The organism is Microbacterium sp. Root322 (assembly GCF_001425645.1).
Lineage (GTDB): Bacteria > Actinomycetota > Actinomycetes > Actinomycetales > Microbacteriaceae > Microbacterium > Microbacterium maritypicum.
Genome location: NZ_LMCS01000002.1, coordinates 1,379,799 through 1,403,741 on the forward strand (window position 1 = coordinate 1,379,799; position 23,943 = coordinate 1,403,741).

Consider the following 23,943-nt stretch of genomic DNA (forward strand, 5'->3'; position numbering starts at 1 on the left):
GACCTCAGGAACCTCTCGCGCCGGTAAACTGTATGTACACCCGCCCGCCTGAGCCAAACGGCCGACGAGCCCTGAGGGAGCCGCGTATATGCTGATGCTCCTCGCTGTGTTCCTCCTCGGGTCGCTGTTGATGCCCGTTCTGGTGCGCTGGCTCGGAGCTCAGGCCTTCGCGATCGCCGCCCTCGTTCCGACCGCCGCCTTCGTGCACGCGCTGGTCATGACGCCGCAGGTGCTCGACGGGCCGGTACCGTTCGAATCGGTCGAGTGGATCCCCCAACTGGGTCTGAACCTCTCCATGAACATGGACGTGCTCGGGTGGGTGCTCACCCTGATCGTCACGGGCGTCGGCGCACTGGTTCTCCTCTACTGCCGCTGGTACTTCTACGAGGACTCGGCGGGCGTCGGGCAGTTCGCCGGGGTGCTGCTGGGCTTCGCGGGCGCCATGTACGGACTCGTCCTGACCGACGACCTGGTGATCCTCGTGATGTTCTGGGAAGTCACGAGCATCCTCTCCTATCTCCTCATCGGTCACTACCGCCGTCGCGCGGCCAGCCGTCGTGCGGCGCTGCAGGCCTTGCTCGTGACCACGCTCGGCGGCCTCGTCATGTTCGTGGGCGTCGTGCTGCTCGTGGTCGACACCGGAACCTCGAGCATCCGCGAGATCCTCGCGATCGCGCCCAGCGGGCCCCTCGTGGATGCCGCGATCGTGATGCTCTTGATCGGAGCGATCAGCAAGTCGGCGCTGTTCCCCTTCCACTTCTGGCTTCCCGGCGCCATGGCCGCTCCCACGCCGGTGAGCGCCTATCTGCACGCGGCCGCGATGGTCAAGGCCGGCATCTACCTCATCGCCCGCTTCGCACCGATCTTCGCTTTCAGCACGACGTGGCGCCCGATCGTCATCACCCTCGGCATCGTGACGATGCTGCTCGGCGGCATCCAGGCGCTGCGCGAGACCGACCTCAAGCGCATCCTCGCGTTCGGCACGGTCAGCCAGCTCGGCTTCTTCGCCATCGTGGTCGGCTACGGCACGCAGGCCACCGCGCTCGCGGGACTCGCCCTGGTCATCGGGCACGCGCTGTTCAAGTCGGCGCTGTTCCTCATCGTCGGCGTCATCGACCGTCAGCTGTCGACGCGTGACATCAACGAGCTCTCCGGTGTCGGGCGGCAGGCGCCGGTCATGGCGACAGCGGCATTCATCTCGGTCGCCTCGATGGCCGGCATTGCCCCCACCATCGGCTTCGTCGCCAAGGAGTCGACTCTCACGGCCCTCCTCGACGACGCGCAGGGCGGTTCTCCCTGGGGCCTCGTCGCCCTGATCGGGATCGTCCTCGGATCCATGCTCACTGCGGCATATGGCGTGCGCTTCCTCTGGGGGGCGTTCTGGAAGAAGCGCGACGAACAGGGTGGGCAGCTGCCGGACACGGCGTGGCCTGACCCGCCGGTCGGCTTCCTGTCCGCACCGATCATCCTCGCCGGCGTCACACTCGCCGCGGGTATCGGCGCCCCCGCACTCGACACGGCTCTGCAGGGCTACGCCCTCACCGCGACACCCGGGCTCGACCACGCCGGTGAGGCCGTCGAGGGCCCCGGCCACCTCGCGCTCTGGCACGGATTCGAACCCGCGCTGGGCATCTCGATCCTGTCGATCGTCCTCGGCATCGGGCTCTTCCTGCTCACTCGGAAGACCGGTTGGGACCGCAAGGCGCGGTTCCTGCGCTTCACCGCGGCCGACGTGTACTACCTCGTCATGCGCGGGGTCGACCGGCTCTCGGTGCTCAGCACCACGCTCACGCAGCGCGGTTCGCTGCCGGTCTACGTCGGCACGATCTTCGTCGTGTTCGTCGCCGCCGAGGTCACGGCGCTGATCGCGAGCGACATCGATCGGTACCACTTGTCGGCCTGGCACACCCCGGCGCAGATCGTGGTCGCGCCGATCATGGCGATCGCCGGCGTCTTCGCCGTCCGCGCGCAGAAGCGGTACACCGGGGTGGTGCTGGTCTCGGTCACCGGCCTCGGCATGGTGGTGCTGTTCGCGACGAGCGGCGCCCCTGACCTCGCGCTCACGCAGATCCTCGTCGAGACGGTGACGATGGTCACCTTTGCGCTCGTGCTCCGTCGCCTCCCCGCACGCATGGGTGAGCACAACGCCTCGGTCGGACGCATCCCCCGGGCGCTGCTGGCCATCGGGGTGGGCGTCACGATGGCCTTCGTCGCGGTCGTCGCCACCCAGTCCCGTGTGGCCACCCCGATCTCGGAGGCCTTCCCGAAGCTCGCGTACGAGATCGGCCACGGCAAGAACGTCGTCAACGTGGCGCTGGTCGACCTGCGTGGCTGGGACACCATGGGCGAGCTCTCGGTGCTGGTGCTCGCCGCGACCGGTGTGGCCTCCCTCGTGTTCGTCACGCACCGCGCCGATCTGCTCGCCGCCACCAAGAACCTCCCGCGCGCCACGCGCAAGGCCGCGCGCAGCCGTCCGCTCGTCGAGACCACCGAGGGCATCCGCTTCCAGACCTCCGAGAACGAGAGCAGCCCCCGCGCCTGGCTCGTCGGCGGGCAGAAGATGAAGCCCGAGAACAGGTCGATCCTGCTCGAGGTGATCGTCCGCATCCTGTTCCACACCATCATCGTGGTGTCGATCTTCCTGCTGTTCGCCGGCCACAACCTGCCCGGCGGCGGCTTCGCCGGCGGTCTCGTCGCCGGCATGGCCCTGGTGATGCGCTACATCGCCGGCGGTCGCTGGGAGCTGGGCGCCGCGGCCCCCACCGATGCGGGTCGGCTGCTCGGCACCGGCCTCATCCTGGCCGTCGGCACCGCCGTCGTCCCGCTGTTCTTCGGCCTGGCGCCCCTGACCAGCACCTTCTGGGAGTGGGAGATCCCCGGCATCGGGCACATGGAGTTCGTCACCTCGACCATCTTCGACGTGGGCGTGTATCTCGTCGTGATCGGGCTCGTGCTCGACGTGCTGCGCAGCCTCGGTGCCGAGGTCGACCGTCAGGCGGCACTTCGCACCACGCCGGGTCCTGAAGGATTCCTCTCCCGGGGCGGGAGGAGCAGCTGATGGACGTCTCCCTCACCCTCATCGTCATCATGGCCATCCTCTTCGCGTGTGGTGTGTACGCGATGCTGGAGCGCAGCCTGACCCGCGTGCTGATCGGCTTCCTGCTGCTCGGCAACGCCACGAACCTGCTGCTGCTGATCGTGATGGGCGTCCCCGGCAATGCCCCGTTCTTCGGCACGGAGGGCGAGATGAGCGATCCGCTCCCGCAGGCGCTCACCCTCACCGCCATCGTGATCACGTTCGCGGTCTCGGCATTCCTCCTCGCCCTGATCTACCGCTCCTGGCAGCTGGGCCAGGCCGACACGGTCGAGGACGACGAGGCCGACATCGCGCTCCGCGAGCGCACCGACGCCGACGAAGACCTCATGGACGACGAGTCCGAGACCGACGACGACGAGGCGACGACGGACTTCGTCGGCGTGCAGACCGCGCCGATCACGGTTCTGCACATGCGCGACCACCCGTCGATCCACGACGACGCTCCCTTCGACGCCCCGACCGGATGGGGGAGCGAACCCGCTGCGCCCTCAGACGAGGGCCGTGAACCGAGCCCCGACGAACCCCATGACCGCGACGAGAACGAGGAGGGCAAGCCATGACCGCCCTCGTCCCGCTGCTGGTCGCACTGCCTCTGCTCGGGGCCGCCGTCACGCTCGTGTTCGGTCGGAACCCGCGCCTGCAGGTCGTCGTCACGGTCGCGACCCTCGCTGCCGTCTCGGTGATCGCCGCCGTGCTCCTGGTCGTGGTCGACTCCGGTGCGCCGCTGGCGGTGTCGGTCGGCGGCTGGCCCGTGCCCTTCGGCATCGTGCTCTACGTCGACAGGCTCGCCGCGCTCCTGGTTCTCATCTCCAGCATCGTGCTTCTCGCGGTGCTGCTCTTCTCCATCGGCCAGGGCGCCGCGGACGGCACCGACGAGACACCGATCTCGATCTTCAACCCCTCGTACCTGATCCTTGCGGCCGGCATCTTCAACGCCTTCATCGCGGGCGACCTCTTCAACCTCTACGTCGGCTTCGAGATCCTGCTCGTCGCCTCGTATGTGCTGATCACTCTTGGCAGCACCGAATCCCGCATCCGCACCGGCGCCGTCTACATCGTCGTCTCGCTGGTCTCGTCGATCCTGTTCCTCGCCTCGATCGCGATGATCTACGGGGCTCTCGGCACGGTCAACATGGCTCAGATCGCCGAGCGGATGTCGGAACTCCCGCAGGAGACCCAGCTGGTGCTGCACCTCATGCTCGTGGTGGCGTTCGGCATCAAGGCGGCCATCTTCCCGGTGTCGTTCTGGCTGCCCGACTCGTATCCGACCGCACCGGCTCCGGTCACGGCGGTGTTCGCCGGCTTGCTGACGAAGGTCGGCGTGTACGCGCTGATCCGCACGGAGACGCAGCTGTTCGCGTCGAACAGCATCGACACCGTGCTGCTGATCATCGCCCTCGCGACCATGATCGTCGGTGTGCTCGGCGCCGTGGCGCAGGCCGAGCTCAAACGAATCCTGTCGTTCACTCTGGTGAGCCACGTCGGCTACATGATCTTCGGTCTCGCGATCGCGACGCCCGCCGCGATCGGCGCCACGGTGTACTACATCGTCCACCACATCGTGGTGCAGACGACTCTGTTCCTCGCCGTGGGGCTCGTGGAACGTCGAGCGGGAAGCACGTCGATCCTGCGCGTCAAGGGACTGCTGAAGGTCGCGCCCCTGATCGCCATCCTCTACTTCGTGCCCGCGATCAACCTCGGCGGCCTGCCGCCCTTCTCGGGGTTCATCGGCAAGTTCGCGCTGTTCGAGGCGGCGGCGTCGGTCGGCACTCCGATCATGATCGTGCTGATCTTCGGCGGCATCGTCACGTCGTTGCTGACCCTGTACGCCCTGATGCGCGCCTGGAACCTCGCCTTCTGGCGCGAGGAGGAGGACTCCACCGAGACCGAGGGGCGCATCTCGTACCTCGGCAACGCACCGGCCGCCGATGAGCAGCAGGAGCGTCGCCGCATCCCGAAGATCATGACCCTGGCGACCGGCGGCATGGTCGCGGTCACACTGGCCCTGACGATCTTCGCCGGCCCTCTCTACGCACTGTGCGACCGCATCGGCGCCTCGTTGCTGCAGCCCGTGAGCCTCGTGCAGCTGGAACAGGAGGTGGGCTGATGGCGCGTGACACCCGACGTCACCTCTGGCGCGACATCCGCGTGCAGCTGCCGTTCCTCGCGTGGCTCGTCGTGCTCTGGATGCTGCTGTGGGCGCAGTTCACCGTGCTGTCGTTCCTCACCGGACTCGTCGTCGCGATCTTCGTCACCCGCGTCTTCCGCCTGCCGACCGTCGCGCTCTCGGGCCGGATCAACCTCTGGTACGCCGCGCTGTTCGTGGTGCAGTTCCTGTTCGCCGTGCTGAGGGGCGCCCTCTCGGTCACGGTGCAGGTGTTCGACTTCCGTCGTCAGCCGGGCACGGCCATCATCGCGGTGCCGCTGCGCTACGCCGACGACCTGGTGATGACGCACGTCGCTGTCGTGTCGTCGCTGATCCCCGGATCCCTGGTCGTCGACACCGATCGCGATCGGCAGATCCTCTACCTGCACGTGATCGGCGTGCGCGACCTCGACGACGTCGAGAAGCAGCGCGCCGGGGTGCTCCGCTGGGAGCGACGCGTCGTGCGAGCCCTCGGCGACCCTGCTCAGTACCGCGCCCTCAAGGCTGACGAGCGTGCGGGCGTCGGAGCGACGAAGGGCAGTGCCCGATGAACATCCTGCTGCTGCTGATCATGGCGGTGTTCGGCCTCGCCGCCGTCCTCGCCCTGATCCGCATCGTGCGCGGGCCGTCGATCCTCGACCGCGCCGTCGCCTCCGACGTGCTCCTCACCGAGGTGATGTGCGTGATCGGTGCCGAGATGGCCATCAACGGCCACACCCGCAACATCCCCGTGCTCCTGATCATCGCGGCCGTCGGAGTGTTCGGGTCGATCGCCGTCGCCCGGTTCGTCGCGAGAAGGGACAACACGACACCATGAACGTGTTCGGTCTCATGATCCCCGATGCCGTCATCGACGTGGCGGTGCTGGTGCTCATCCTGCTCGGCGCCGTGCTGTGCCTGTCGGCGGCCGTCGGGCTGCTGCACTTCCGGGATGTGCCGTCTCGTCTGCACGCGGCGACCAAGCCCCAGGTGCTCGGACTGCTGCTCATCTGCATCGCGATCGCATTGTCGCAGCGTTCGATCGGCGGTATCCTGCTCGGCTTCGTGCTCGTCGCCCCGGTCGTGCTCATGCAGTTCGCGACCGCCCCGCTCTCGGCGCACATGGTCGGGCGGCAGGCCTACCGCAACGGCACCATCGAACAGCGGGGCCTCGTCGTGGACGAGCTCGCCGAGTCGAAGCAGACCCCGCCCGCCGCAGGCTGACCCGCGGCCACCATCTCAGAGGCGGGCGGTGAACTCGTGGATCAGCCGCGCCGCCGGCTCGGAGTCGCTGATGAGCGTGCCGTGACCGTGGTCGGGGATGACCTCGAGGTCGGCGCCCGGGATGGCGTCGATGATCTCGCGGCACCAGCTCATCGGGGCGAGCGGGTCGCTCTCTCCCCGCAGCACGAGCACGGGGCACTCGATGCGCACGAAGGCGTCTTCGGGCTCGTGCACGATGGTGGCGCGCATCTTGCGGAAGAGGTGGGGGCCGCCGCGGAGGTACTCCCTGGCTCCGCGCCAGAGGACGAGCGGTCGTTCTCCGACGAGGTCGGTCAGCAGATACCGCGCCTGCGCGCCGATGTTGCGTGCCGCCTTGTTGACGGTCGGGCCGGCGAGCACCACCGCCTCGACGAGGGACGGATGCCGCGCGGCGAGCTCGGCCGCGATCTGGCTGCCCATCGAGTGACCGATCACCACGACGGGGCCTGAGTCCACGTGTCGGAGGTAGGCGGCGACGAGGTCGGCGTGCCGTTCCATCGTGAGGGTCCGCGTGGGCTCGGGCGCTTCGCCGAAGCCGGGCAGATCGACCGCGATGACCCGCCCCTCCAGGCGCTGCACGACGTCGAGGTAGACGCTGCGACCCATGCCGATGCCGTGCAGGAGAAGGTACGTGTGCGGTCCGTCGCCGAACGTCTCGGCGATGAGCGTCGCACCTCCGTGCTCGAACTCCAGGAGCGTGACGGAGGTGCCCTTGGGGGCGAGATAGCTGGATGGCACCCACCAACGGTAGCCGAGCATCCTGAGGCGCCGCTCGGGACGCCGTCGCGCGCCCTTCGCTCAGCCGGCCGGAGTCAGCACCAGAGTGTCGACGGCAGCCGCCTTCACCGCCTTCGCCGAGTACGCCCACGGCTTCTGGATGCCTGCTGCCCAGTCCGCCGTCTGATCCGTGTAGTGCTCGTTGTAGGCATGGCCGGAGGCACCGGTGAGGTGGTTCCACGTCGACGCGTCGAGATCCGACAGATCGATCACCATGCGCATCGACGGCACGGTGGTGGTCGCGTACGAGACGCCGAGCTCCCACCCGGTCGCATTCACCACGGACGCACCTCCGCCCACCGGGAACGGCCCTCGGTTGAAGAGCGCTTCGATCGGCGCGATGCCCGACGAGCCGAGCGTGTCGCTGGTGAGGGTGATCGCGTGCAGGTCGCCCCAGTTCCAGCGTGAGACGGTGGTTCCCTGCAGTGCCGCGAGCTCGTCGTAGGCCTCTTGCGCCGACAGCGCCAGCATCTGCTCCATCCCGTCGACGTCGATCTGCTCGTTGACCCAGAGCGGGTCGGAGGGATCGGCCAGCATCGCGGAGACGACCGTGAAGAGGCGGGCCTGACCGTCGATGGGGAGGGGCTGGGCGCGCTCGGCGAAGATGTTCTGCACCAGGTTCGACCACAGCACGTTCGCATAGGCCGCGGCAGGCGACGATGCCGTGTTCTGGGCGTCCCATCCCTGCAGCAGTTCGACGGCCTCGGTCGGACCGGCGCCGGACACGTCGACGTCGCCCATGACGCTCGCCAGCTGCGTGCCGATCCACATCTCGTTGTCCATCTGGATCTCGCGCATGTCTTCCGCGGTCAGGGGCGCGACGGCCGACCGCCGTTCGATGAGGTGGGCGATCCGTGCCGCTCGGTAGCCGTAGTCCCAGTCCCGGGAGAGGAAGTACTCGTAGTCGTCGGTCACGATCGCGTTGTTCGCGGTCACGATGTACCCGGAGTTCGGGTTGTACGACACCGGCAGTTCCTCGAACGGGATGAAGCCCGTCCAGTCGTAGTTGCTGTCCCACCCGGGCTGAGGCATCCATCCGTCCCCGGCACCGCGGATGGGCAGGCGACCGGGCGTCTGGTACCCGATGTTGCCCTCGGTGTCGGCGTAGATGAGGTTTTGGGCCGGCACATCGAAGAGCGAGGCGGCGTAGCGGAAGTCCTCGAAGTCCTGCGCGGTGGAGAGCGCGAAGATCGCGGTCGCCGCGGTGCCGGGGTCCAGGGCCGTCCACCGGAGGCTCACGGCGTACTCGGCGTCGTCCTCGGAACCGGGGACCGGGGCGGTCGGGGCGGCGGCCTCAGCCTCGAGCGCGGGTTCGGGGTCGCCGGCGATCGCGGTGAAGTCGTCGGTGAGGCCCGAGATGAGGGGCCCGTGCACGGTCGAGCGGATGGTGAGCTCGATGTCGTCACCGCCCGCGACCTTGATCGTCTCGGTGCTCTCTTCGAGGGGTACCAGTGCCCCGTCGCGCCAGTACTGGTCGCCTTCGACGCGCTCGATGTAGAGGTCGGTGACGTCGGTGGTGAGGTTCGTGAACCCCCAGGCCACCTTCTGGTTGTGGCCGATCACGATGCCGGGGAGCCCCGAGAACGAGAAGCCTCCGACGTCGAACGGGCATTCCTCGTCCACCGTCGAGCACTTCAACTGCACCTGGTACCAGACCGAGGGGAGGGATGCTCCGAGGTGCGGGTCGTTCGCGAGCAGGGGCATCCCGGTCTCGGTGAGGGCGCCGGAGACGACCCAGGAGTTCGAGCCGATGCCCTCGCCGACGTCGCCCACCAGAACGCTCGCTGCCTCGATGACGCTCGACGTCTCCTCCCATTCGATGGTCGTGGAGGCCTGCTCGACTTCTCCCTCGGTCTCGGTGGGGGTGAACGCCGCAGGCTCCGCGTCGGTGCCGAGCGTCGGAACGGTCGAGATCTTCGGGACGATCACGGGGTTCTCGTCGAACGGGTAGTCGGGGTAGAGCTTGGCGAGAGTGTCTTCGGTCGCCGTGGGATCCGTGCCCTCGCCATCCGTGTCGCCGCTCAGCTCGGCTGCCAGGAGCGATCGTTCGGTCTCGTCCTCGATGTTGCCGCGGAGGTCCCAGGCCATGGCCTTGAGCCAGGCCACGGAATCCGCGGGCTCCCAGGGCTCGGGCGCGTAGTCGGGATTCTGCAGGCCGATCACGGCGTACTCGAGCGACAGTTCGGCGCCCGACCGCGAGGCCAGATAGGCGTTCACACCATCCGCGTACGCCTCGTAGTAGCTACGGGTGGTGTCGTCCATCGCCTCGACCTCGGCCTCGGCGACCTTGCGCCAGCCGAGCGTGCGCAGGAACGCGTCGGTCCCCGCCTGCGACTCCCCGAACATCTCGGCGACGCGGCCGGCGGTGACATGGCGACGGAAGTCCATCTCGAAGAAGCGGTCCTGCGCGTGCACGAACCCCTGAGCGTAGAACAGGTCGTCGGTCGAGTCGGCGGTGATGGTCGGGATGCCGCGGTCGTCGCGCTGCACCGTGACCTCGGCCGTGAGTCCGTCGAGTTCGACGGATCCGTCGGTCTGCGGGAACGAGCGCTGGATCGTCCACGTGACGAAGAACGCCGCAGCAACGGCGATCACGATGATTCCGGCGACCACGAGGAACGCGATGCGTCCGATGCGAACGCCCAGCGAGGGGCGAGAAGGTACGGCGGATTCCTGCGAATCGGTCATCATCGTCGAGAACTCTTTCGGGTAGACAGGTGGAACTCAGTCCCACCGAGCCCCAGTGCGCGTTTCAGGGTCGCGCCTTCGCATCATATCCGCACCGGCGCTCGCCGCGAGGCGTTCGGCGACGGGTGCCCCGCCGGCTCCGTCCGCGTCGTGTGGTGTCATGCGTTGCGCGATGGGGGCGTGCCGCGCTCCTGTTCCTGTTCGACGATGTGCTCCCGGGCATCATCGATCGCTCTGCGACGCGGATCGCCGAGGCGAGCAGAGTGGCCTGACGCACGAATGCGCCGACACCCTCAGGGCGTCGGCGCATCCGTCGTTCGTTCGTCGGGTCAGTCGGTGCCGGAGTCGAAGGCCGCGCCCTCGGATGCGGAGTCGACGGCGCCGGCCAGAGTCTCGTCGGCTTCGGAGATCGAACCGGGGACCGAGTCGGTGATCTCACTCGACTCGCCCGCCGTCACGCGGCCGACGAGCTCACCGGTTGCACCTCCGACGAGACCGAGGCCCGCGTACTGCTCGAGGCGTGCGCGCGAGTCGGCGATGTCGAGGTTGCGCATCGTGAGCTGGCCGATGCGGTCGACCGGTCCGAAGGCCGCGTCGCCGACGCGCTCCATCGACAGCTTCTCGGGGCCGTACGAGAGGTTCGGCGAGACGGTGTCGAGGATGGTCCAGTCGTCGCCGCGGCGCAGACGGATCGTGACGGTGCCCGAGATCGTGAGGCCGACCCAGCGCTGGATCGACTCGCGCAGCATGAGCGACTGCGGCTCGAGCCAGCGTCCCTCGTACATGAGGCGACCGAGGCGGCGACCCTGCTCGTGGTACGTCGCGAGGGTGTCTTCGTTCAGGATGCCGTTGACCAGGCGCTCGTAGGCGATGAACAGCAGCGACATGGCCGGAGCCTCGTAGATGCCGCGGGACTTCGCCTCGATGATGCGGTTCTCGATCTGGTCGCTCATGCCGAGGCCGTGGCGTCCGCCGATCGTGTTGGCCTCCATGACCAGGGCCACCGGGTCGCTGTACTCGACGCCGTTGATCGCGACGGGGCGACCGGCCTCGAAGGTGACGGTGACGTCTTCGGTATCGATGGCGACGGACGGGTCCCAGAACTTGACGCCCATGATGGGGTCGACGGTCTCGAGCGACACGTTCAGGTGCTCGAGCGTCTTGGCCTCGTGCGTCGCACCCCAGATGTTGGCGTCGGTCGAGTAGGCCTTCTCGGCGGAGTCACGGTAGGGGAAGTCGCGGGCGACGAGCCAGTCGCTCATCTCCTTGCGGCCGCCGAGCTCGGTGACGAAGTCGGCGTCGAGCCACGGCTTGTAGATGCGCAGGCGCGGGTTGGCGAGCAGGCCGTAGCGGTAGAACCGCTCGATGTCGTTGCCCTTGTAGGTGGAGCCGTCGCCCCAGATGTCGACGCCGTCCTCCTTCATGGCGCGCACCAGCATGGTGCCGGTGACTGCGCGCCCGAGGGGCGTCGTGTTGAAGTAGGTCTTGCCGCCGGAGCGGATGTGGAAGGCGCCGCAGGAGAGGGCGACGAAGCCCTCTTCGACCAGGGCGGTCTTGCAGTCGATCAGCCGCGAGGCCTCGGCGCCGTACTCCAGCGCGCGACCCGGGATCGATGCGATGTCGTCTTCGTCGTACTGACCGAGGTCGCCGGTGTAGGTGAAGGGCACTGCGCCCTTCTCGCGCATCCAGGCGACGGCGACGGAGGTGTCGAGTCCTCCGGAGAAGGCGATGCCGACGCGCTCGCCGACGGGCAGGGACTGGAGGACCTTGGACATGGCTCCCAGTCTATCCGCGGGCGGCGGGTCGCCCTGTCTCGCATGACAGTGACGAAAGCCCGTCAGGCGAGGAGGACCTCCACCCGCAACGCGGCATACGTGCCCATGGCGCGGCGGTCGCACGTGAGAAGCGTGACGGCGGCATCACGTGCGGCGAGGCCGACGAGTCCGTCGTACACCGATCCTCCTGCGATTCCCGCGTCGGCGAAGGTGGCGATCGCGGCCTCCGCCGACGTCGGCGAGAGCGGTGCGGAAGCGGGGAACGACCGCTCGATGATCTCCTGCGCGCGCCCGGGACTGACGCGCGCGGCGCCCGGCATCCGCGTCAGTACCGAGTACATCTCGACGGAGGCGTGCCCGGCGAGGCCGATGACGCGACCGTGGGTGAGTTGGAGTATGCGTTCGTGTGCCGGATTCTGGTCGTGGACCAGCGCGATCGCGGCGCTGGTGTCGAGGAGGAGATCAGCGCTGATCGGCAAGTCGGAGCTCCCGGATCTCATCCACGGTGAGTGTCGGTCCTCCTGTGATGACCAGACGGCCTTCCTTCTCGACGACGTTGTCCGGGGTATCGATCTCGATGCGAATGCCGTTGCCGTCGAGGATGAGATCTACCGGACCGGGGATCAATCCGACGCGCTCGCGAAGCGCGGCCGGAATCACGATCCGGCCTGCCTTGTCCATGGTTGCTCTCATGCCATGACGGTACCATTTGAAAGGCGGATGCGGAGTGCTTCATATCGGCGGCATACGCGCAGGACGCATCGATACAGTGCCCGCATGCAGAGAGCACGGTTGCGTGGACTGTGGTGGTTCGTCGCGGGAGGCGTGATCCTCGCCGTGCTTCTCGTCGCGGCGTTTCAGACCTTCCGCGGGTCGACGCTCGCGCGGCAGGACATGGCGGCGCACCTGTCGTTCCCCGCGACGTATCACGGCTTCGAAGAGGCCTCGGAACTCGCCGGTTTCACACTCAACGATGACGGCTCAGCCGAGGTCTCGGCGCTGATGCTCGGCACCGAGGAACGGGAGCTCGACGACGGGCGGGTGTGTCTCGACGGCGACGTTCGTCACCCCGAACGCCGACTACTCCGACTGAACGACATCTTCGTGGCGCGCCAGGCGCAGTGGGGAGAAGAGCACGATCAGTGCAGCCACGACGAACACGACCACACTCACCCCGATGGTCACGCGGTAGCCGAAGGCGGTGGCGAGGCCGCCGGCGATCACCGCACCGATGAGGAACATGATGCGGTTGACCGTGCGGATCGACGCGTTCACGCGAGCCTGCAAGTGGTCGGGGGCGACGGCCTGGCGGTAGCCCATCTCGTTCGGATCCTCCAGACCCATGCCGAGCCCGAACAGGAACTGCCCGAGGCCGAGCGAGATCGTCAGGACGAAGCGGGCCGAGTCTTCCGTGTGCGGGAGAAGGAGCACCGCGATCCAGGCGATCGCCGAAAGGCTCCGCCCGGCGAGGACCGCGCCGCCCACCCCGAATCGCCGACCGGCCGACGGGGCGAGGAGAGCGCCGGTGAGTCCGCCGACGCCGCCCAGAGCGAGCACCACGCCGAACAGCAGGGGGCTGAGAGACAGTTCCCTCAGCGCATAGGGAGCGAAGGCCGTGAGGGCGATGGCGTTGCCGAGAAACCAGACGTTGACCGAAGCCGCCATCGGGGCCAGCGTGCGATGGGAGTACGTCCAGCGCAGTCCCTCCACGATGTCATGGCCGAGGTGTCGGCCATCCGTCCGTCGCTGCGCCCTCACTTCCTCGACTCGGATCCGGCTGAGGAGGATCGCGCTCACGACGTAAGCCACGGCATCGATCAGGATGGCGAACGGTGCGCCCAGCCACCCCACGAGCGCGCCGCCGAAGGCCGGTCCGGTCGTCTGGGCGACCGTACCGGCCTGGCCGAGGCGAGCGTTCGCGGCGACGAGCTGACTCCGCGGCACGAGGTGAGGGAGCAGAGGTTGTGCGGCGGAATCGGCGATGAGTGTCAGCGCCCCGAACAACAGCAACAGAGCGCCGAACGACCACACCGTCAACGTGCCGGTGAACCACAGCACCGGCACGAGCGCGAGCGTGAGAGCGCGGCCGACGCTCGCGAGCACCATGGCGGGCTTGCGGCGCCAGCGATCCATCAGCGCGCCGACTATCAGCCCGAACAGCAGGTACGGCACGACGTTCGCCGCGTTGAGCAGACCGATCTCGAGCGGGGAGGCATTCAGCGTCTTGACGATCAACACCTGGAACGCGAGGGCGGTCACGGCGCCCGTGAACGCACCGAGCGTTGAGGATGACCAGAAGAGGGCGAATGCAGGGACGCGCAGAACCTCGACCGGTCTGTCGCTCATCGTCGCCTCGCTCCGTCGCTTGTCGCCCGTCGCTCCTGTTGCCGTCATCCTATTCACCGGCTCGCCGTGGCGTGATGGGCCGACGCACGCTCGACACGTCTCCGTCTTCGCCGATGTCGAGCCGGCAGAGCGCCGCAGAAGTGGGAGAGTAGGGCGCACGGAGGTCGGACATGGGTGGAGCGATCCTGTGGGGTCTGGTCGCGGCGGCGCCGCTGTTCGTCGGTGCGGTGCTCGCGCTGCTGCGCACCTGGCCGCCGCGCTGGCTCGGCATCGTGCTGGGTTTCGGCGCAGGCGCGCTGATGGCCTCGATCGCCTTCGAACTCTGGGAGGAGGGGCTCGACCTCGCCGGTCCCATCCCTCTCGTGATCGGCGTCGCGGCGGGAGCGATCAGCTACTACATCGCCGACCGCATCCTCGACGCCCGAGCCGCGAAGGCCAAGGAGAAGGCGGGCGGAGGCCAGCTCGCCGTGGGGGCGCTGCTCGACGGCATCCCTGAGCAGCTGGTCCTCGGCATCGGGCTCGCATCCGGCGAGCCCGTCAGCATCGCGCTCGTGGTCGCCATCCTGGTCTCGAACCTGCCGGAGTCGATCGGTTCGGCCGCCGACCTGCTCGAAGGCGGCATGGCGAAGTCGCGGGTGCTGCTTCTCTGGGCGGGCGTGGCCGTGATCTGCGCTGTCGCGACGGTTGCGGGATTCGGTCTCGCGAGTGTCACCGGCGACGAGTTCCGTGCGGCGGCGAGCGGCTTCGCTGCCGGGGCGCTGCTGGTGATGCTGGTCGACTCGATGGTCCCCGAGGCGCAGTCCAAGGCCAAGGAGTCGACAGGACTCGCGACCGTGCTGGGCTTCGCGCTCGCCGCGGGGTTGGCTCTCGCGTCGTGAGAGCAGATCCGTGAGCCGAGATCCGGCCGCGGGTCAGTCCTTGCCGCGGAACTGGTCCCGTTTCACACTGCGACCCGTGATGGTGTCGATGTGCAGGCTCAGCGGAAGGCTCCGGTCGTCGCCCGCCCACGGGTGCACGCGAGCGGCGTCGCCCGCGGCCTCGTCGTCCGGCACCCGCGTGAGCGAGCCGTGCATCAGCACGCTCCAGGCCGTGCTGCCGAGGGGGTCGTGGTAGTCGACCTCGAACGCGACCTCCAGCGGCTCGCTGCTCAGGGCGCCCAGCACGCCGTCGGGCGTGGTGCGAAGAAGTAGATCGTGCCCCGAGACGGCGAAGTTCACGGGAAGGATCTGCACTCGTCCCTCATGGACGAAACCGACGCGGCCGATGGTGGTGGTGGTCAGCAACTCGTAGGACTGCTGCTCGTCGAGCACTCGGATCATTTCGCGCGCTCCTTCCCTCTGGCGCCAGGCTATCCAGCGCGGCACACGCCCTCAAGGGGTTCTCCTTGCAGGACACTCTGTCCCCGCCATCCGGCGGACTCCGGGCCCCGGATCGGCCCCGGCTGGCGGGTTAGCCTCGAGTGCGGCGTGCGCGAGGCTGGCGGAACGCCGTCGCGATGGCGGCCGAGGACAAAGGAGTTCTGATGACTGACACCACGCTGAGACGACCGCCCTTCGATCCCGAGCTCGAGGCCGCCCTCGCCCTTGTCGGCGACCAGCTGCCGTCGACCTTGACGCCCGAGATGATCCCGCTGATGCGCCAGTCGCCGGTGAGCGGCGAGGAGGAGATCTTCGCCGTGCTCGCCGAGCGGGGCTTCACCCGGCGCGATGTCACGATCGCCGCCCACGGTGGCGACGAGATCGTCGTATCGGTGGTCGAGAAGGAGGGGCGTACGGGCACGGGCCCCGGCTTCTTCCACACCCACGGCGGGGGCATGATCATCGGCAACCGCTGGCTGGGTGTGGCCGGGTTCCTCGAGTGGGCCGAGCGTTTCAACGGAGTGATCGTCACGGTTGAGTACCGGCTCGCCCCCGAGTTCCCCGATCCGTATCCGGTGGAGGACTGCTACGCGGCCCTGCTGTGGACGGCCGAGAACGCCGAGGAGCTCGGCATCGATCTCTCGCGGCTGCTCATCGGCGGGGGCAGCGCGGGCGGTGGTCTGGCTGCGGGCACAGCCCTGCTCGCTCGTGACCGCAAGGGGCCTGAGCTGATCGGTCAGCTGCTCATCTACCCGATGCTCGACGACCGCGACGAGTCGGTGTCCACCCATCAGATCGACGGGATCGGGGTCTGGGACCGCGGGTCGAACGTGACGGGGTGGACGGCGCTGCTCGGCGACCGCAAGGGCACCGACGACGTCTCGATCTATGCCGCCCCCGCCCGCGCGACCGACCTGAGCGGCCTGCCGCCCGCGTTCATCGACTGCGGCAGCGCCGAGGTGTTCCGCGACGAGGACGTCGCCTACGCCACGAAGCTCTGGGAGGCCGGGGTGCAGGCCGAGCTGCACGTGTGGGCAGGCGGCTTCCACGGCTTCGATATGTTCGCCCCGCACGCCGCCGTCGCCCAGGCCATGCTCGCCGCGCGCGACAACTGGGTGAACCGCCTGCTCTCCTGAGTCCGGACTCCGCTCTACGGGGCCGTGCGCCGACCCCGTAGGGTGGAATCCCTGCGTGATGGAGCCCGACATGCAAGATCTGCTGGGGCGTCTCACCGCCCTCGACCCGGATGCCAGCGAGACGCTCAAGGTCGTCACGTACTTCGATGCCCTCGTCGCCCGTTCTGTGGGCGTCGAGAGCATGGTGCGAGGCGCGGCGGTGCTGAGCGGCGCGACGGTCGGACAGCGCGACGGTCGACAGATCGTGCGCGTGCGCCCCGATGGGGTGCGTGTGGATCCGCTCGAGCCGTCCCCTGCCTGGCCGGTCAGGGAGAGCGGACCGGATGCCGTCGCCTGGATCGAGCGCGAGGGGGATGCGCACACGAACGACGCGATGATCCTGGAACGGTTGAGCCTCGCGCTCGGCATCATCCGCGCGCGCCGCTCGGTCGGACCCGAGAGCGCTGTCGAGCTCGCCATCAGCTCCTACGCCGGCGCGGAGGAGAGGGCCGCCGCACTGCCGCGGCTCCGACTCGCCGCGAGGTCGCTGCGGCTGGTCGCCTCTCCTCCCGACCCCGCACCATTGCCGACGCATCCTTCTGCCGTGGTCGCCACCCGGCACGGCCTCACGCGCGCGACGATCCTCGACACTGCGACGGACGCGCCGGATGCCTGGCCGCAGGGAGTGGACCTGCGCCTGGGTCTCGGCATCCCGGGCCCCGGGGATCGTCTTCCCGCGTCGTGGGCGTCGGCGCTCGTGGCGGTGCGGCTGACGAGCCCGGGGGAGCCGGTGGTCGATTCCGCCGACCTCGGGGCGCTGCTGCTCGTCGCCGAGGCAGTCGAGTCAGGCCCCCTCCACCCCGACGCCGCCGCGCTCGCGGCCCTCGACCATCGCAGTCGCGAGCTTCTGGATGCCGTCACCGAGCAGCAGAGCGTGCGCGCGGCTGCCGCGCGGCTCGGGAGGCACCACTCCAGCGTGCAGGAGCGCTTGACCGCGCTCGTGGAGACCCTGGGGTACGACCCGCGCACGTCGCGGGGTCATGCCCGCTACGTGCTGGCCAGGATGCTGTTGACGCTCGGCTCCTGAACCGTGCCCGATCCGGGGCGCTGACGCCGGTCACTCGAAGCCGGGATAGTCCTGCAGCCTCGTCTGGAACTCCTCGCGATCGGCTTCGCTGAGCACGGCGCTCGCGATCACGGTCAGCTGCAGGCCTTCGAGAGGCTCGCCGGTGCGGGCGTTCTGCGCTTCGCGGGCGGCCAGGAATCCGCCGTCCGGATCGTTGGAGAGGTCGTTGATGGTGGCGTAGAAGCGCAGCGGACCGGGGAAGTTCTCGGTGTAGTACTCCCACGTGGTCTGCGTGCGCGGGTCGTCGCTGCCGTAGAGCTTGGCGATCATCGCGGGGTCGATGCCCGACGCGGTCGGATCGTTGAACGAGTACAGAGCCCACAGCCCGTGATCGGTGACGACCTCGCTGATCGCGGCCATCACCTCGAGCTTGCGTTCGTAGTCCTGGATGGGCTCGACGGTCGCCCACGACGCAGAGGTGAACTCGACCAGCATCGACTCCCCGCCGTAGCCGTTGCGCTCGGGTCGAAGGTCTTCGTCGCCCACCTGCACCCAGGTGTAGCCGAACTCCGCGGTCAGCCGCGTGCGGATGTCGGCGAACATCGTCTCCGCCTGCGCGCGCACCTCCTCGAGCGACTCCTGCGAGAGCGTCTTCTGCGGATCGGTGCCCTTGATGGCGGGATAGGCCTCCGCGTGCTTCTGCGCGGCCGTCTTCGTGCCCTCGTAGTTGCCGGAGGCCGAGGTCTGCAGCGCACTCATGCCGCCGACGGTGGCGACGTTGAACAGGACCGTCACGACCAGGGCGATCGCCCCGAGCGTGCGGCCACGTGCCGAGAACAGCGCAGCGACGATCGTGCCGACCACCACGAGCTGCAGTGTGAGCATCGTGACGCCGTAGAGGATGTCGGTGCCGCCGGCGATGAGCGTGCCGAGCAGGATCAGGGCGAACAGGATCGACACGGTGAGGGCGATCCACCCGAGGGCGTTCGCCGGCTTCTTCGGTTCCTCCGGCAGCGCAGTGCTCACGACGGTCGGGCTCGGCGTCGATCCGAACGCCTCGCGCCGCGCGCCGCGGTAGCCCCCGGGCGGTGGAACGGGAGGAGCCCCCTCCGTGCCCGCGATGTACCGCGCTCGCTGCCTTTCGTGATCGCTCACCACGGCTTCTCCGTTCCCGAACCGCCCTGGTCGTCGCCCTGTTGCTGATCGCGTTCCTGCGTGCCCTGTTCGAGCTTGTCCTGGAGCCCCTTCAGCTTGTCCTCGGAGGGCTGCTCCTTCTCTCCGGGCTGAGGCTGGGGCTGTTGCTGCTGCTGCTGCTCCTCCTGCTGCTTCTGCTTCAACCGGTCTGCTGTGCCGTCGAGGGAGTCCGCCATGTCACGCTGCGGGTCGGACGACTGCAGCTGGGCTTCCTTGCTGCGGCACGCCTCGGGAGTCTCGATCGTGATCGTGAGCGCCTCGCCGTAGAGCTCGGCCGCGCCCGCGCCGTCGCCGTCTGCGCGGGCGGCATCGCCCATGCGCTCGACGACGAGGGCGAGGTTGATCCGCACCCCGCAGACCTCCAGCCCGGTCGCGAGGTCGAGCGCCTCTTCGAGCTGTGCTCGTGCGTGCGGCAGCTGCTCCGCCGCGCCCAGTGCCGTGCCGATGTTGAACGGCGCCTTGTACGGCTCGAACCAGTTCAGGAAGCCCTGTCCGCGTGCGGATGCCTCCGACCCGGCGAAATCGTCCACCACGTAGGCGGTGATGGCCTGATGCGCGAAGGCGTACATGCTCAGCAGCTTGCCCACGAAGAGGAGCGCCACGAGGGTGAGCGGGATGGTGCCGATCGCGACCCAGCGACGGATGCGTCGGCGACGGCGATTGGACCGGAGGAGGGCGGCCGCTTCATTCGGCATCGTCATGAGGTTCCTCTCCGCCCTGAGCGCCGCCGCGGTGCGCGCAACCGCCGGAGCCGTGCGATCAGCACCGTGGCGCGCGTGAGCTCCACGCCGAGGATGCCGAGGATGACGAGCGCTGCGATCCAGTACAGCTCGGCGACGTTGCCGACCTCGCCCGAATCGGTGTAATCGGTGGTGGTCGACGGCGCCTCGGGAAGCACGGGCGCGGCATCCGCCGTCCGACGTGCGTACTCGACGTCGAGCTCGTCGGCGATCGCTTCGAGGTTCGCCTCGTCGAGCACCGAGAGCGCGTCGGTGCCCTGGTACTGGATGTAGCCGCCACCCTGATCCGAGACGCCGCCCGTGGTGATGCGCATCGGTCCGCCCTCGGCCGTGCCGTACCCGAACACCGCTCCCGAATCGGTGTACTTCTCACTCGAGCGGAAGGACTCCGGTGGTGTGTCGACCGTCTGCTCCCCGTCGCCGAAGTAGAAGACCATGCGCGAGCGGTCGGGGGAGGATTCTGCCGCCGAGGCGAGGGTCTCCGACAGCAGCGGAGCCGCGATGCCGATGGAGCTCCCTCGGGACTGGCTGGTGACCTCGGGGCGCAGCACTTCGAGCGAGCTCATGAGCGCGGTGGTGTCGGTGGTCAGCGGCATGCGCAGCTGGGCCGCCGCATCCGAGGTTATGAGGGCGAAACGTGCCCCCGGGTACTCCTCGACGAGCGCGCGTACGTCGTCGCGGATGCCGTCGAGCCGCGGTTCGCCGTCGCCCCAGTCCTCGGCCACGATGCTCGCCGTGGTGTCGACGACGAGCACGATGTCGGTGTCCGTCGCGAGGGTCTGGGTGGCACCGCCGGGGATGCCCGGGCGCAGCAGCATCGCGAAGCAGGCGAGCACGAGCAGCAGGCGCAGGGCCCACAGGCCACGATGCCCGGCGAGCGCCCGACGATCGGTGATCGGCACTCCGGCCGACTTCGGCGGACGCACCAGCGCCCAGGCTGCGACGACGGCGACCGGCGCGCACAGCAGCGCGATCAGGAGGGGGTTGAGCACGGGTTGGAAGATCACAGTCGCACCCTCCACAGCACCACGACGAGACCGAGCAGGCAGATCGAGAGCAGCACGATCCACAGGTTCGGGGTGTCGGTCCAGACGACCTGCGCCTCGCCGCGCAGCTCGGTCGCCTCCTGCTCCTGCACCTGGGTGACGATGTCCGAGACAGTCGTCGTGTCGCGCAGGCCGAATGCGGCACCGCCCGTCGCCTCGGCCGCGGCGCTCAGCTCGGCGCTGACGTCGGCATCCTTGCCCTGCACCGGATTCAGCGCGAAGACGCGCACGTTCTTCGAGGCCGCGTAGGCGGCAGCCTCTTCGAGGGTGACGATCGAGGCGCCGTTGACCTCGTTGTCGGTGGCGAAGATGACCGAGCGCGAGCGGTCGTCGTCCGGGTGGTCGAAGCCCATCGCACACGCGGCCAGCCCGTCACCGATCAGGGAGGCGCCGTCGCCGTTGAGGGTGCCGACCCAGTGCTCCGGGACCCGGTCGACGTAGTCGAAGCTCTGGGTCATGCTCGCCAGGTGCTCGCGCACGAAGTCGTAGTCGTCGGTGAGGGGGAAGATCTGCACCGGCGAGCTGTTGAAGATCGTCAGGCCGATCCGCTCGCCCTCGAAGCTGTCGAGCAGTTCGTCGAAGACGGTCAGCACCTCGACGTCGACCTCGGTCATGGAGCCGGAGACGTCGAGGCACAGCATGATGTCGCGGCTCGTGTCGACGGGCTGCACGGTCTGCGCCGACATCGGCCGTGCGGCCACAACGCCCGCGACGATCGCGGTGGTCGCGCCGAGGGCGAGGATTCCGGAGAGGGCGAGCGCCCGTCGAGCCAGTGCCCGGCGGAAGGAGGGCAGCGTGCGCAGGCGCTCGGCTCGGGCGATGCGCGCCGCGTCCGCACCGCTGGTGCGCCCGCTCCGTCGGAGTCCGACGACGAGGCCGATCGTCAGCGCGATCAGCACGACGGCGACCGCGGCCACCAGCATCCAGATGTTGGCTAGTGCCACGTGCGCACCACCGTCCTGGCCGCATCAGCGCCAGCCACCGGGTCGATCACCGGTCCCTGACGGAAGATGCTCGGGTAGTAGTGCCTGCCCAGTGCGTCGATCAGGGCGGGATGCACGCCGCGCGCCACGAGATCGTCGAGCGCCAGCACCGGAGCCTCCAGGCCGCTGTACTCGTTCACGAAGGCACGGACGACCCGGCTCAGCTCGAGGTTCGCCTGTCGGGCGGAGATGCGGCGTTCAAGGTACTCGGTCTCGATCTGCTGGATGCGCGCCTGGTATTCGGTGCGCAATTGCGAGAGCACGTCGATGATCAGCGGAGCCTGGCCGGCATTCGCGTCGGCGGTCGCCAGCGTGCGGCGTGGGCGGGTGAGCACGATCAGCAGCCAGGCGCCCAGCACCAGCAGAGCAAGGATGCCGATCGCCAGCAGCATCCAGCCCCAGCCGTACTGCGCCGGCGGGTAGAGGTCGTCAGAGCCGGGCATTCGACCTCCGGTTCAGCAGCGTCAGCAGCTGGGCGACGGCGTCGTCCTGCCCGTCCAGCGTGGAGTGGCTGATCTCCATGCGGGTGAGGAGCTCGGTGAGGTGCGCGGCATCGGCCTCGCGCTGCGCGGTCAGCTCCTGCACGATCTCGCGGTCGCCCTGCACGAAACCCGGCACCTGCCAGCGGCTGTCGACATCCGAGCGGATGCGTCCGGTGGCGTGGTCCAGCACGGGCTCGGCGTCGCGGAGAGTGAGCCAGAGCACGTCGTGCTGCACGCGCAGCCGGCGCAGCATCCGCTCCGTCTCGCTCGTGACCGGGGCCTCGTCGGTGATCACCACCACGATCATGCGGCGGGCGATCGTGCGTGTGACGAACGACAGCAGTGCGTCACGGTCGCTCGGAGCACTGCTGTCGTCGATGGCCCTGTCGATCGTGCGCAGCGCATGTTCGAGCGCACCCTCGCTGCGGCCGGGCGCGAGCCGGCGCACCTTCGCGGAGTCGCCGTAGACCGTGGTGAAGTCGTCTCCGTGGCGCAGCGTCAGCACCCCGAGCACCCCGGTCGCGAGGATCGCCAGCTCCTTCTTCGACCGCTCGTCGGCGGCGAGGGCCGACATCGAGCGCCCTGTGTCGACCACGAACAGCACGGTGTGCATGCGCGTCGCGCGCGAGCGCTTGACCAGGGGCGTTCCCAGTCGCGCGGTCGCCCGCCAGTCGATGTCGCGCACCTGATCGCCGTACTCGTACTTGCGCAGGTCTTCGAAGTCGAGGCTCCGCCCGCGTAGCAACGACGCGTAGGCGCCGTCGAGCGCGTGCAGCGACTTTCGCGTCGAGTGGATGAAGAGCTTGCTCTTCACCTGCGTGATCAGGCTCGGCATGGGGATCAGGGCGTGGGGACCGACGCGAAGATCTGGTCGATGATCTCCTCGCTGCGGACGCCCTCGGCGTCGGCCTCGAACGTCAGCAGCACGCGGTGGCGGAGGACCAGGTGCCGCAGCTCCCGGATGTCTTCGGGCAGCACGTGCGAGCGCCCCTTGAGCAGGGCCAGCGCTCGCGAAGCCTGCAGGAACGCGATGCTCGCACGCGGGCTCGCGCCGTACTTGATGAAGCGGGCCCGCTCCTCGCCGATGTACGGCGCCGGGTTCCGCGTGACGTAGGCGATCGACACGATGTAGTTGCGGATCGCGGGGTCGACGTAGATGCGGCTGGCCACATCCTGCAGCAGGCGCACGTCGTCGAGGCTGACCGCGCTGGCCACGTGCCGGTCGGGGTCGAGCACTCCCGAGTCGATGCGGCTGAGAACCTCGAGCTCCTCGGCGGGGCTCGGATACTCGACGATCTCCTTGAGGAGGAACCGGTCCATCTGCGCCTCGGGCAGCTCGTAGGTGCCCTCCTGCTCGATCGGGTTCTGCGTCGCGATCACGAGGAACGGCTTCGGCAGGTGGTGGATCTCCCCGCCGATCGTGGTCTGATGCTCCTGCATCGCCTCGAGCATGGCGCTCTGGGTCTTGGCGCTGGAGCGGTTGATCTCGTCGAGCAGCACGAAGTTCGCGTGCACGGGGCCGAGCACGGTGCGGAAGGATCCGGTCGCCGCGTCATAGATCTGGTTGCCCGTGATGTCGCTGGGCAGCAGGTCGGGCGTGCACTGGATGCGCTTGAACTGCGCCTTCACCGTGTCGGCGAGGGTGCTGGCGGCGGTGGTCTTCGCCAGCCCCGGCACGCTCTCGAGCAGGATGTGGCCGCCGGCGATGAGCGAGACGAGCAGGCTCGTGCGCAACCGGTCCTGGCCGACCATCTTCGCGGAGTACGAGGCGGAGATGATCCGCAGCACCTCGGAGGCCCTGGCCATCTCGGCGTCGGTCGGTGCGCCGTTCGTCGCGGTGGGCGGGGCTGCCGGCGCTGGGGCCTGCGCAGGGGCGGGCGGAGGCGGC

General features: G+C 68.7%; 23 protein-coding genes. 9 read left to right on the forward strand and 14 right to left on the reverse strand.

What is annotated here, in order from left to right; all coding sequences use genetic code 11:
* Positions 1-88: 88 nt before the first annotated feature.
* Genes ASC55_RS11580 through mnhG form a run of 6 tightly spaced genes read left to right on the forward strand, consistent with a single transcriptional unit; the run spans position 89 to position 6,446 of the window.
* Entirely contained in the window at positions 89-3,058 is a 2,970-nt protein-coding gene (locus ASC55_RS11580) for a Na+/H+ antiporter subunit A (RefSeq protein ID WP_055875566.1), read from the forward strand.
* Positions 3,058-3,657 carry a Na(+)/H(+) antiporter subunit C gene (locus tag ASC55_RS11585; protein ID WP_055875570.1) on the forward strand — a complete coding sequence of 200 codons (600 nt, stop codon included), beginning with the start codon at positions 3,058-3,060 and terminating at the stop codon, positions 3,655-3,657. Before ASC55_RS11580 ends, ASC55_RS11585 begins: the two co-directional genes overlap by 1 nt.
* Entirely contained in the window at positions 3,654-5,204 is a 1,551-nt protein-coding gene (locus tag ASC55_RS11590) for a Na+/H+ antiporter subunit D (RefSeq protein WP_017829978.1), read from the forward strand. Before ASC55_RS11585 ends, ASC55_RS11590 begins: the two co-directional genes overlap by 4 nt.
* Positions 5,204-5,794, forward strand: a complete 591-nt coding sequence (locus ASC55_RS11595; RefSeq protein ID WP_055875573.1) for a Na+/H+ antiporter subunit E — start codon at positions 5,204-5,206, stop codon at positions 5,792-5,794. Before ASC55_RS11590 ends, ASC55_RS11595 begins: the two co-directional genes overlap by 1 nt.
* Positions 5,791-6,060: a monovalent cation/H+ antiporter complex subunit F gene (locus ASC55_RS11600; RefSeq protein WP_055875576.1), complete on the forward strand. Its 270-nt coding sequence runs from the start codon at positions 5,791-5,793 to the stop codon at positions 6,058-6,060. Before ASC55_RS11595 ends, ASC55_RS11600 begins: the two co-directional genes overlap by 4 nt.
* Positions 6,057-6,446, forward strand: coding sequence for a monovalent cation/H(+) antiporter subunit G (gene mnhG, locus ASC55_RS11605; RefSeq protein ID WP_046748040.1), 390 nt, complete (start codon positions 6,057-6,059; stop codon positions 6,444-6,446). Before ASC55_RS11600 ends, mnhG begins: the two co-directional genes overlap by 4 nt.
* A 15-nt stretch (positions 6,447-6,461) precedes the next feature.
* Here mnhG and ASC55_RS11610 read toward each other — a convergent pair whose 3' ends face one another.
* The 6 genes from ASC55_RS11610 to ASC55_RS11635 all read right to left on the reverse strand — a co-directional run bounded on the left by ASC55_RS11610 (position 6,462) and on the right by ASC55_RS11635 (position 14,071).
* On the reverse strand, positions 6,462-7,223 hold the full coding sequence (locus tag ASC55_RS11610) for an alpha/beta fold hydrolase (protein ID WP_141385580.1): 762 nt from the start codon (positions 7,221-7,223) through the stop codon (positions 6,462-6,464).
* Between the two features lie 60 nt (positions 7,224-7,283).
* A complete protein-coding gene (locus ASC55_RS11615) occupies positions 7,284-9,950 on the reverse strand; it encodes a penicillin acylase family protein (protein WP_055876142.1) in 2,667 nt (888 codons plus the stop codon).
* A gap of 329 nt (positions 9,951-10,279) precedes the next feature.
* Positions 10,280-11,725: an argininosuccinate synthase gene (argG, locus tag ASC55_RS11620; RefSeq protein ID WP_055875579.1), complete on the reverse strand. Its 1,446-nt coding sequence runs from the start codon at positions 11,723-11,725 to the stop codon at positions 10,280-10,282.
* Positions 11,726-11,787: 62 nt separating this feature from the next.
* Positions 11,788-12,204: a PIN domain-containing protein gene (locus tag ASC55_RS11625; protein ID WP_055871673.1), complete on the reverse strand. Its 417-nt coding sequence runs from the start codon at positions 12,202-12,204 to the stop codon at positions 11,788-11,790.
* Positions 12,188-12,418, reverse strand: coding sequence for an AbrB/MazE/SpoVT family DNA-binding domain-containing protein (locus ASC55_RS11630; RefSeq protein WP_235563325.1), 231 nt, complete (start codon positions 12,416-12,418; stop codon positions 12,188-12,190). Before ASC55_RS11630 ends, ASC55_RS11625 begins: the two co-directional genes overlap by 17 nt.
* 387 nt (positions 12,419-12,805) lie before the next feature.
* Positions 12,806-14,071, reverse strand: a complete 1,266-nt coding sequence (locus ASC55_RS11635) for an MFS transporter (RefSeq protein WP_055875582.1) — start codon at positions 14,069-14,071, stop codon at positions 12,806-12,808.
* Positions 14,072-14,241: 170 nt separating this feature from the next.
* Here ASC55_RS11635 and ASC55_RS11640 point away from each other — a divergent pair, with 170 nt between their 5' ends.
* Positions 14,242-14,949, forward strand: a complete 708-nt coding sequence (locus ASC55_RS11640) for a ZIP family metal transporter (RefSeq protein ID WP_055871679.1) — start codon at positions 14,242-14,244, stop codon at positions 14,947-14,949.
* 33 nt (positions 14,950-14,982) lie between these two features.
* On the opposite strand, the gene ASC55_RS11645 is transcribed toward ASC55_RS11640, so the two are convergent.
* Complete coding sequence (locus ASC55_RS11645) at positions 14,983-15,390, reverse strand: pyridoxamine 5'-phosphate oxidase family protein (RefSeq protein WP_055875585.1); 408 nt, start codon at positions 15,388-15,390, stop codon at positions 14,983-14,985.
* Positions 15,391-15,593: 203 nt separating this feature from the next.
* Here ASC55_RS11645 and ASC55_RS11650 point away from each other — a divergent pair, with 203 nt between their 5' ends.
* Both ASC55_RS11650 and ASC55_RS11655 read left to right on the forward strand, forming a co-directional pair.
* Positions 15,594-16,565 (forward strand): alpha/beta hydrolase, encoded by a 972-nt coding sequence (locus tag ASC55_RS11650; RefSeq protein ID WP_055875589.1) that lies wholly within the window; start codon positions 15,594-15,596, stop codon positions 16,563-16,565.
* Between the two features lie 58 nt (positions 16,566-16,623).
* A complete protein-coding gene (locus tag ASC55_RS11655; RefSeq protein WP_055875593.1) occupies positions 16,624-17,631 on the forward strand; it encodes a hypothetical protein in 1,008 nt (335 codons plus the stop codon).
* A gap of 30 nt (positions 17,632-17,661) precedes the next feature.
* Here ASC55_RS11655 and ASC55_RS11660 read toward each other — a convergent pair whose 3' ends face one another.
* From ASC55_RS11660 to ASC55_RS11690, 7 genes are read right to left on the reverse strand one after another with little or no spacing between them, the layout of a single operon-like run.
* Positions 17,662-18,765 carry a DUF4064 domain-containing protein gene (locus ASC55_RS11660; RefSeq protein WP_235563326.1) on the reverse strand — a complete coding sequence of 368 codons (1,104 nt, stop codon included), beginning with the start codon at positions 18,763-18,765 and terminating at the stop codon, positions 17,662-17,664.
* Positions 18,762-19,505, reverse strand: a complete 744-nt coding sequence (locus ASC55_RS11665) for a hypothetical protein (RefSeq protein WP_055875598.1) — start codon at positions 19,503-19,505, stop codon at positions 18,762-18,764. Before ASC55_RS11665 ends, ASC55_RS11660 begins: the two co-directional genes overlap by 4 nt.
* Positions 19,502-20,551 carry a VWA domain-containing protein gene (locus tag ASC55_RS11670; RefSeq protein ID WP_055875601.1) on the reverse strand — a complete coding sequence of 350 codons (1,050 nt, stop codon included), beginning with the start codon at positions 20,549-20,551 and terminating at the stop codon, positions 19,502-19,504. The genes ASC55_RS11665 and ASC55_RS11670 overlap by 4 nt, the downstream gene beginning before the upstream one ends.
* Positions 20,548-21,534 (reverse strand): VWA domain-containing protein, encoded by a 987-nt coding sequence (locus ASC55_RS11675; protein WP_235563356.1) that lies wholly within the window; start codon positions 21,532-21,534, stop codon positions 20,548-20,550. The genes ASC55_RS11670 and ASC55_RS11675 overlap by 4 nt, the downstream gene beginning before the upstream one ends.
* Positions 21,525-22,016 carry a hypothetical protein gene (locus ASC55_RS11680; protein ID WP_055875608.1) on the reverse strand — a complete coding sequence of 164 codons (492 nt, stop codon included), beginning with the start codon at positions 22,014-22,016 and terminating at the stop codon, positions 21,525-21,527. Before ASC55_RS11680 ends, ASC55_RS11675 begins: the two co-directional genes overlap by 10 nt.
* Positions 22,003-22,890: a DUF58 domain-containing protein gene (locus ASC55_RS11685; RefSeq protein WP_055875611.1), complete on the reverse strand. Its 888-nt coding sequence runs from the start codon at positions 22,888-22,890 to the stop codon at positions 22,003-22,005. Before ASC55_RS11685 ends, ASC55_RS11680 begins: the two co-directional genes overlap by 14 nt.
* A 5-nt stretch (positions 22,891-22,895) precedes the next feature.
* Positions 22,896-23,861 (reverse strand): AAA family ATPase, encoded by a 966-nt coding sequence (locus ASC55_RS11690; RefSeq protein WP_055871986.1) that lies wholly within the window; start codon positions 23,859-23,861, stop codon positions 22,896-22,898.
* Positions 23,862-23,943 lie beyond the last annotated feature (82 nt).

Excerpts from the sequence above, each read along its gene's own strand:
- ASC55_RS11645 (WP_055875585.1), bottom strand. The coding sequence starts at position 15,390 with ATGATCCGAGTGCTCGACGAGCAGCAGTCCTACGAGTTGCTGACCACC.
- ASC55_RS11650 (WP_055875589.1), top strand. The coding sequence starts at position 15,594 with ATGACTGACACCACGCTGAGACGACCGCCCTTCGATCCCGAGCTCGAG.
- ASC55_RS11680 (WP_055875608.1), bottom strand. The coding sequence starts at position 22,016 with ATGCCCGGCTCTGACGACCTCTACCCGCCGGCGCAGTACGGCTGGGGC.
- ASC55_RS11655 (WP_055875593.1), top strand. The coding sequence starts at position 16,624 with ATGGAGCCCGACATGCAAGATCTGCTGGGGCGTCTCACCGCCCTCGAC.
- ASC55_RS11600 (WP_055875576.1), top strand. The coding sequence starts at position 5,791 with ATGAACATCCTGCTGCTGCTGATCATGGCGGTGTTCGGCCTCGCCGCC.
- ASC55_RS11640 (WP_055871679.1), top strand. The coding sequence starts at position 14,242 with ATGGGTGGAGCGATCCTGTGGGGTCTGGTCGCGGCGGCGCCGCTGTTC.
- ASC55_RS11590 (WP_017829978.1), top strand. The coding sequence starts at position 3,654 with ATGACCGCCCTCGTCCCGCTGCTGGTCGCACTGCCTCTGCTCGGGGCC.
- ASC55_RS11665 (WP_055875598.1), bottom strand. The coding sequence starts at position 19,505 with ATGACGATGCCGAATGAAGCGGCCGCCCTCCTCCGGTCCAATCGCCGT.
- ASC55_RS11595 (WP_055875573.1), top strand. The coding sequence starts at position 5,204 with ATGGCGCGTGACACCCGACGTCACCTCTGGCGCGACATCCGCGTGCAG.
- ASC55_RS11615 (WP_055876142.1), bottom strand. The coding sequence starts at position 9,950 with ATGACCGATTCGCAGGAATCCGCCGTACCTTCTCGCCCCTCGCTGGGC.
- argG (WP_055875579.1), bottom strand. The coding sequence starts at position 11,725 with ATGTCCAAGGTCCTCCAGTCCCTGCCCGTCGGCGAGCGCGTCGGCATC.
- ASC55_RS11580 (WP_055875566.1), top strand. The coding sequence starts at position 89 with ATGCTGATGCTCCTCGCTGTGTTCCTCCTCGGGTCGCTGTTGATGCCC.
- ASC55_RS11690 (WP_055871986.1), bottom strand. The coding sequence starts at position 23,861 with ATGGCCAGGGCCTCCGAGGTGCTGCGGATCATCTCCGCCTCGTACTCC.
- ASC55_RS11585 (WP_055875570.1), top strand. The coding sequence starts at position 3,058 with ATGGACGTCTCCCTCACCCTCATCGTCATCATGGCCATCCTCTTCGCG.
- mnhG (WP_046748040.1), top strand. The coding sequence starts at position 6,057 with ATGAACGTGTTCGGTCTCATGATCCCCGATGCCGTCATCGACGTGGCG.
- ASC55_RS11685 (WP_055875611.1), bottom strand. The coding sequence starts at position 22,890 with ATGCCGAGCCTGATCACGCAGGTGAAGAGCAAGCTCTTCATCCACTCG.
- ASC55_RS11635 (WP_055875582.1), bottom strand. The coding sequence starts at position 14,071 with ATGAGCGACAGACCGGTCGAGGTTCTGCGCGTCCCTGCATTCGCCCTC.
- ASC55_RS11630 (WP_235563325.1), bottom strand. The coding sequence starts at position 12,418 with ATGAGAGCAACCATGGACAAGGCAGGCCGGATCGTGATTCCGGCCGCG.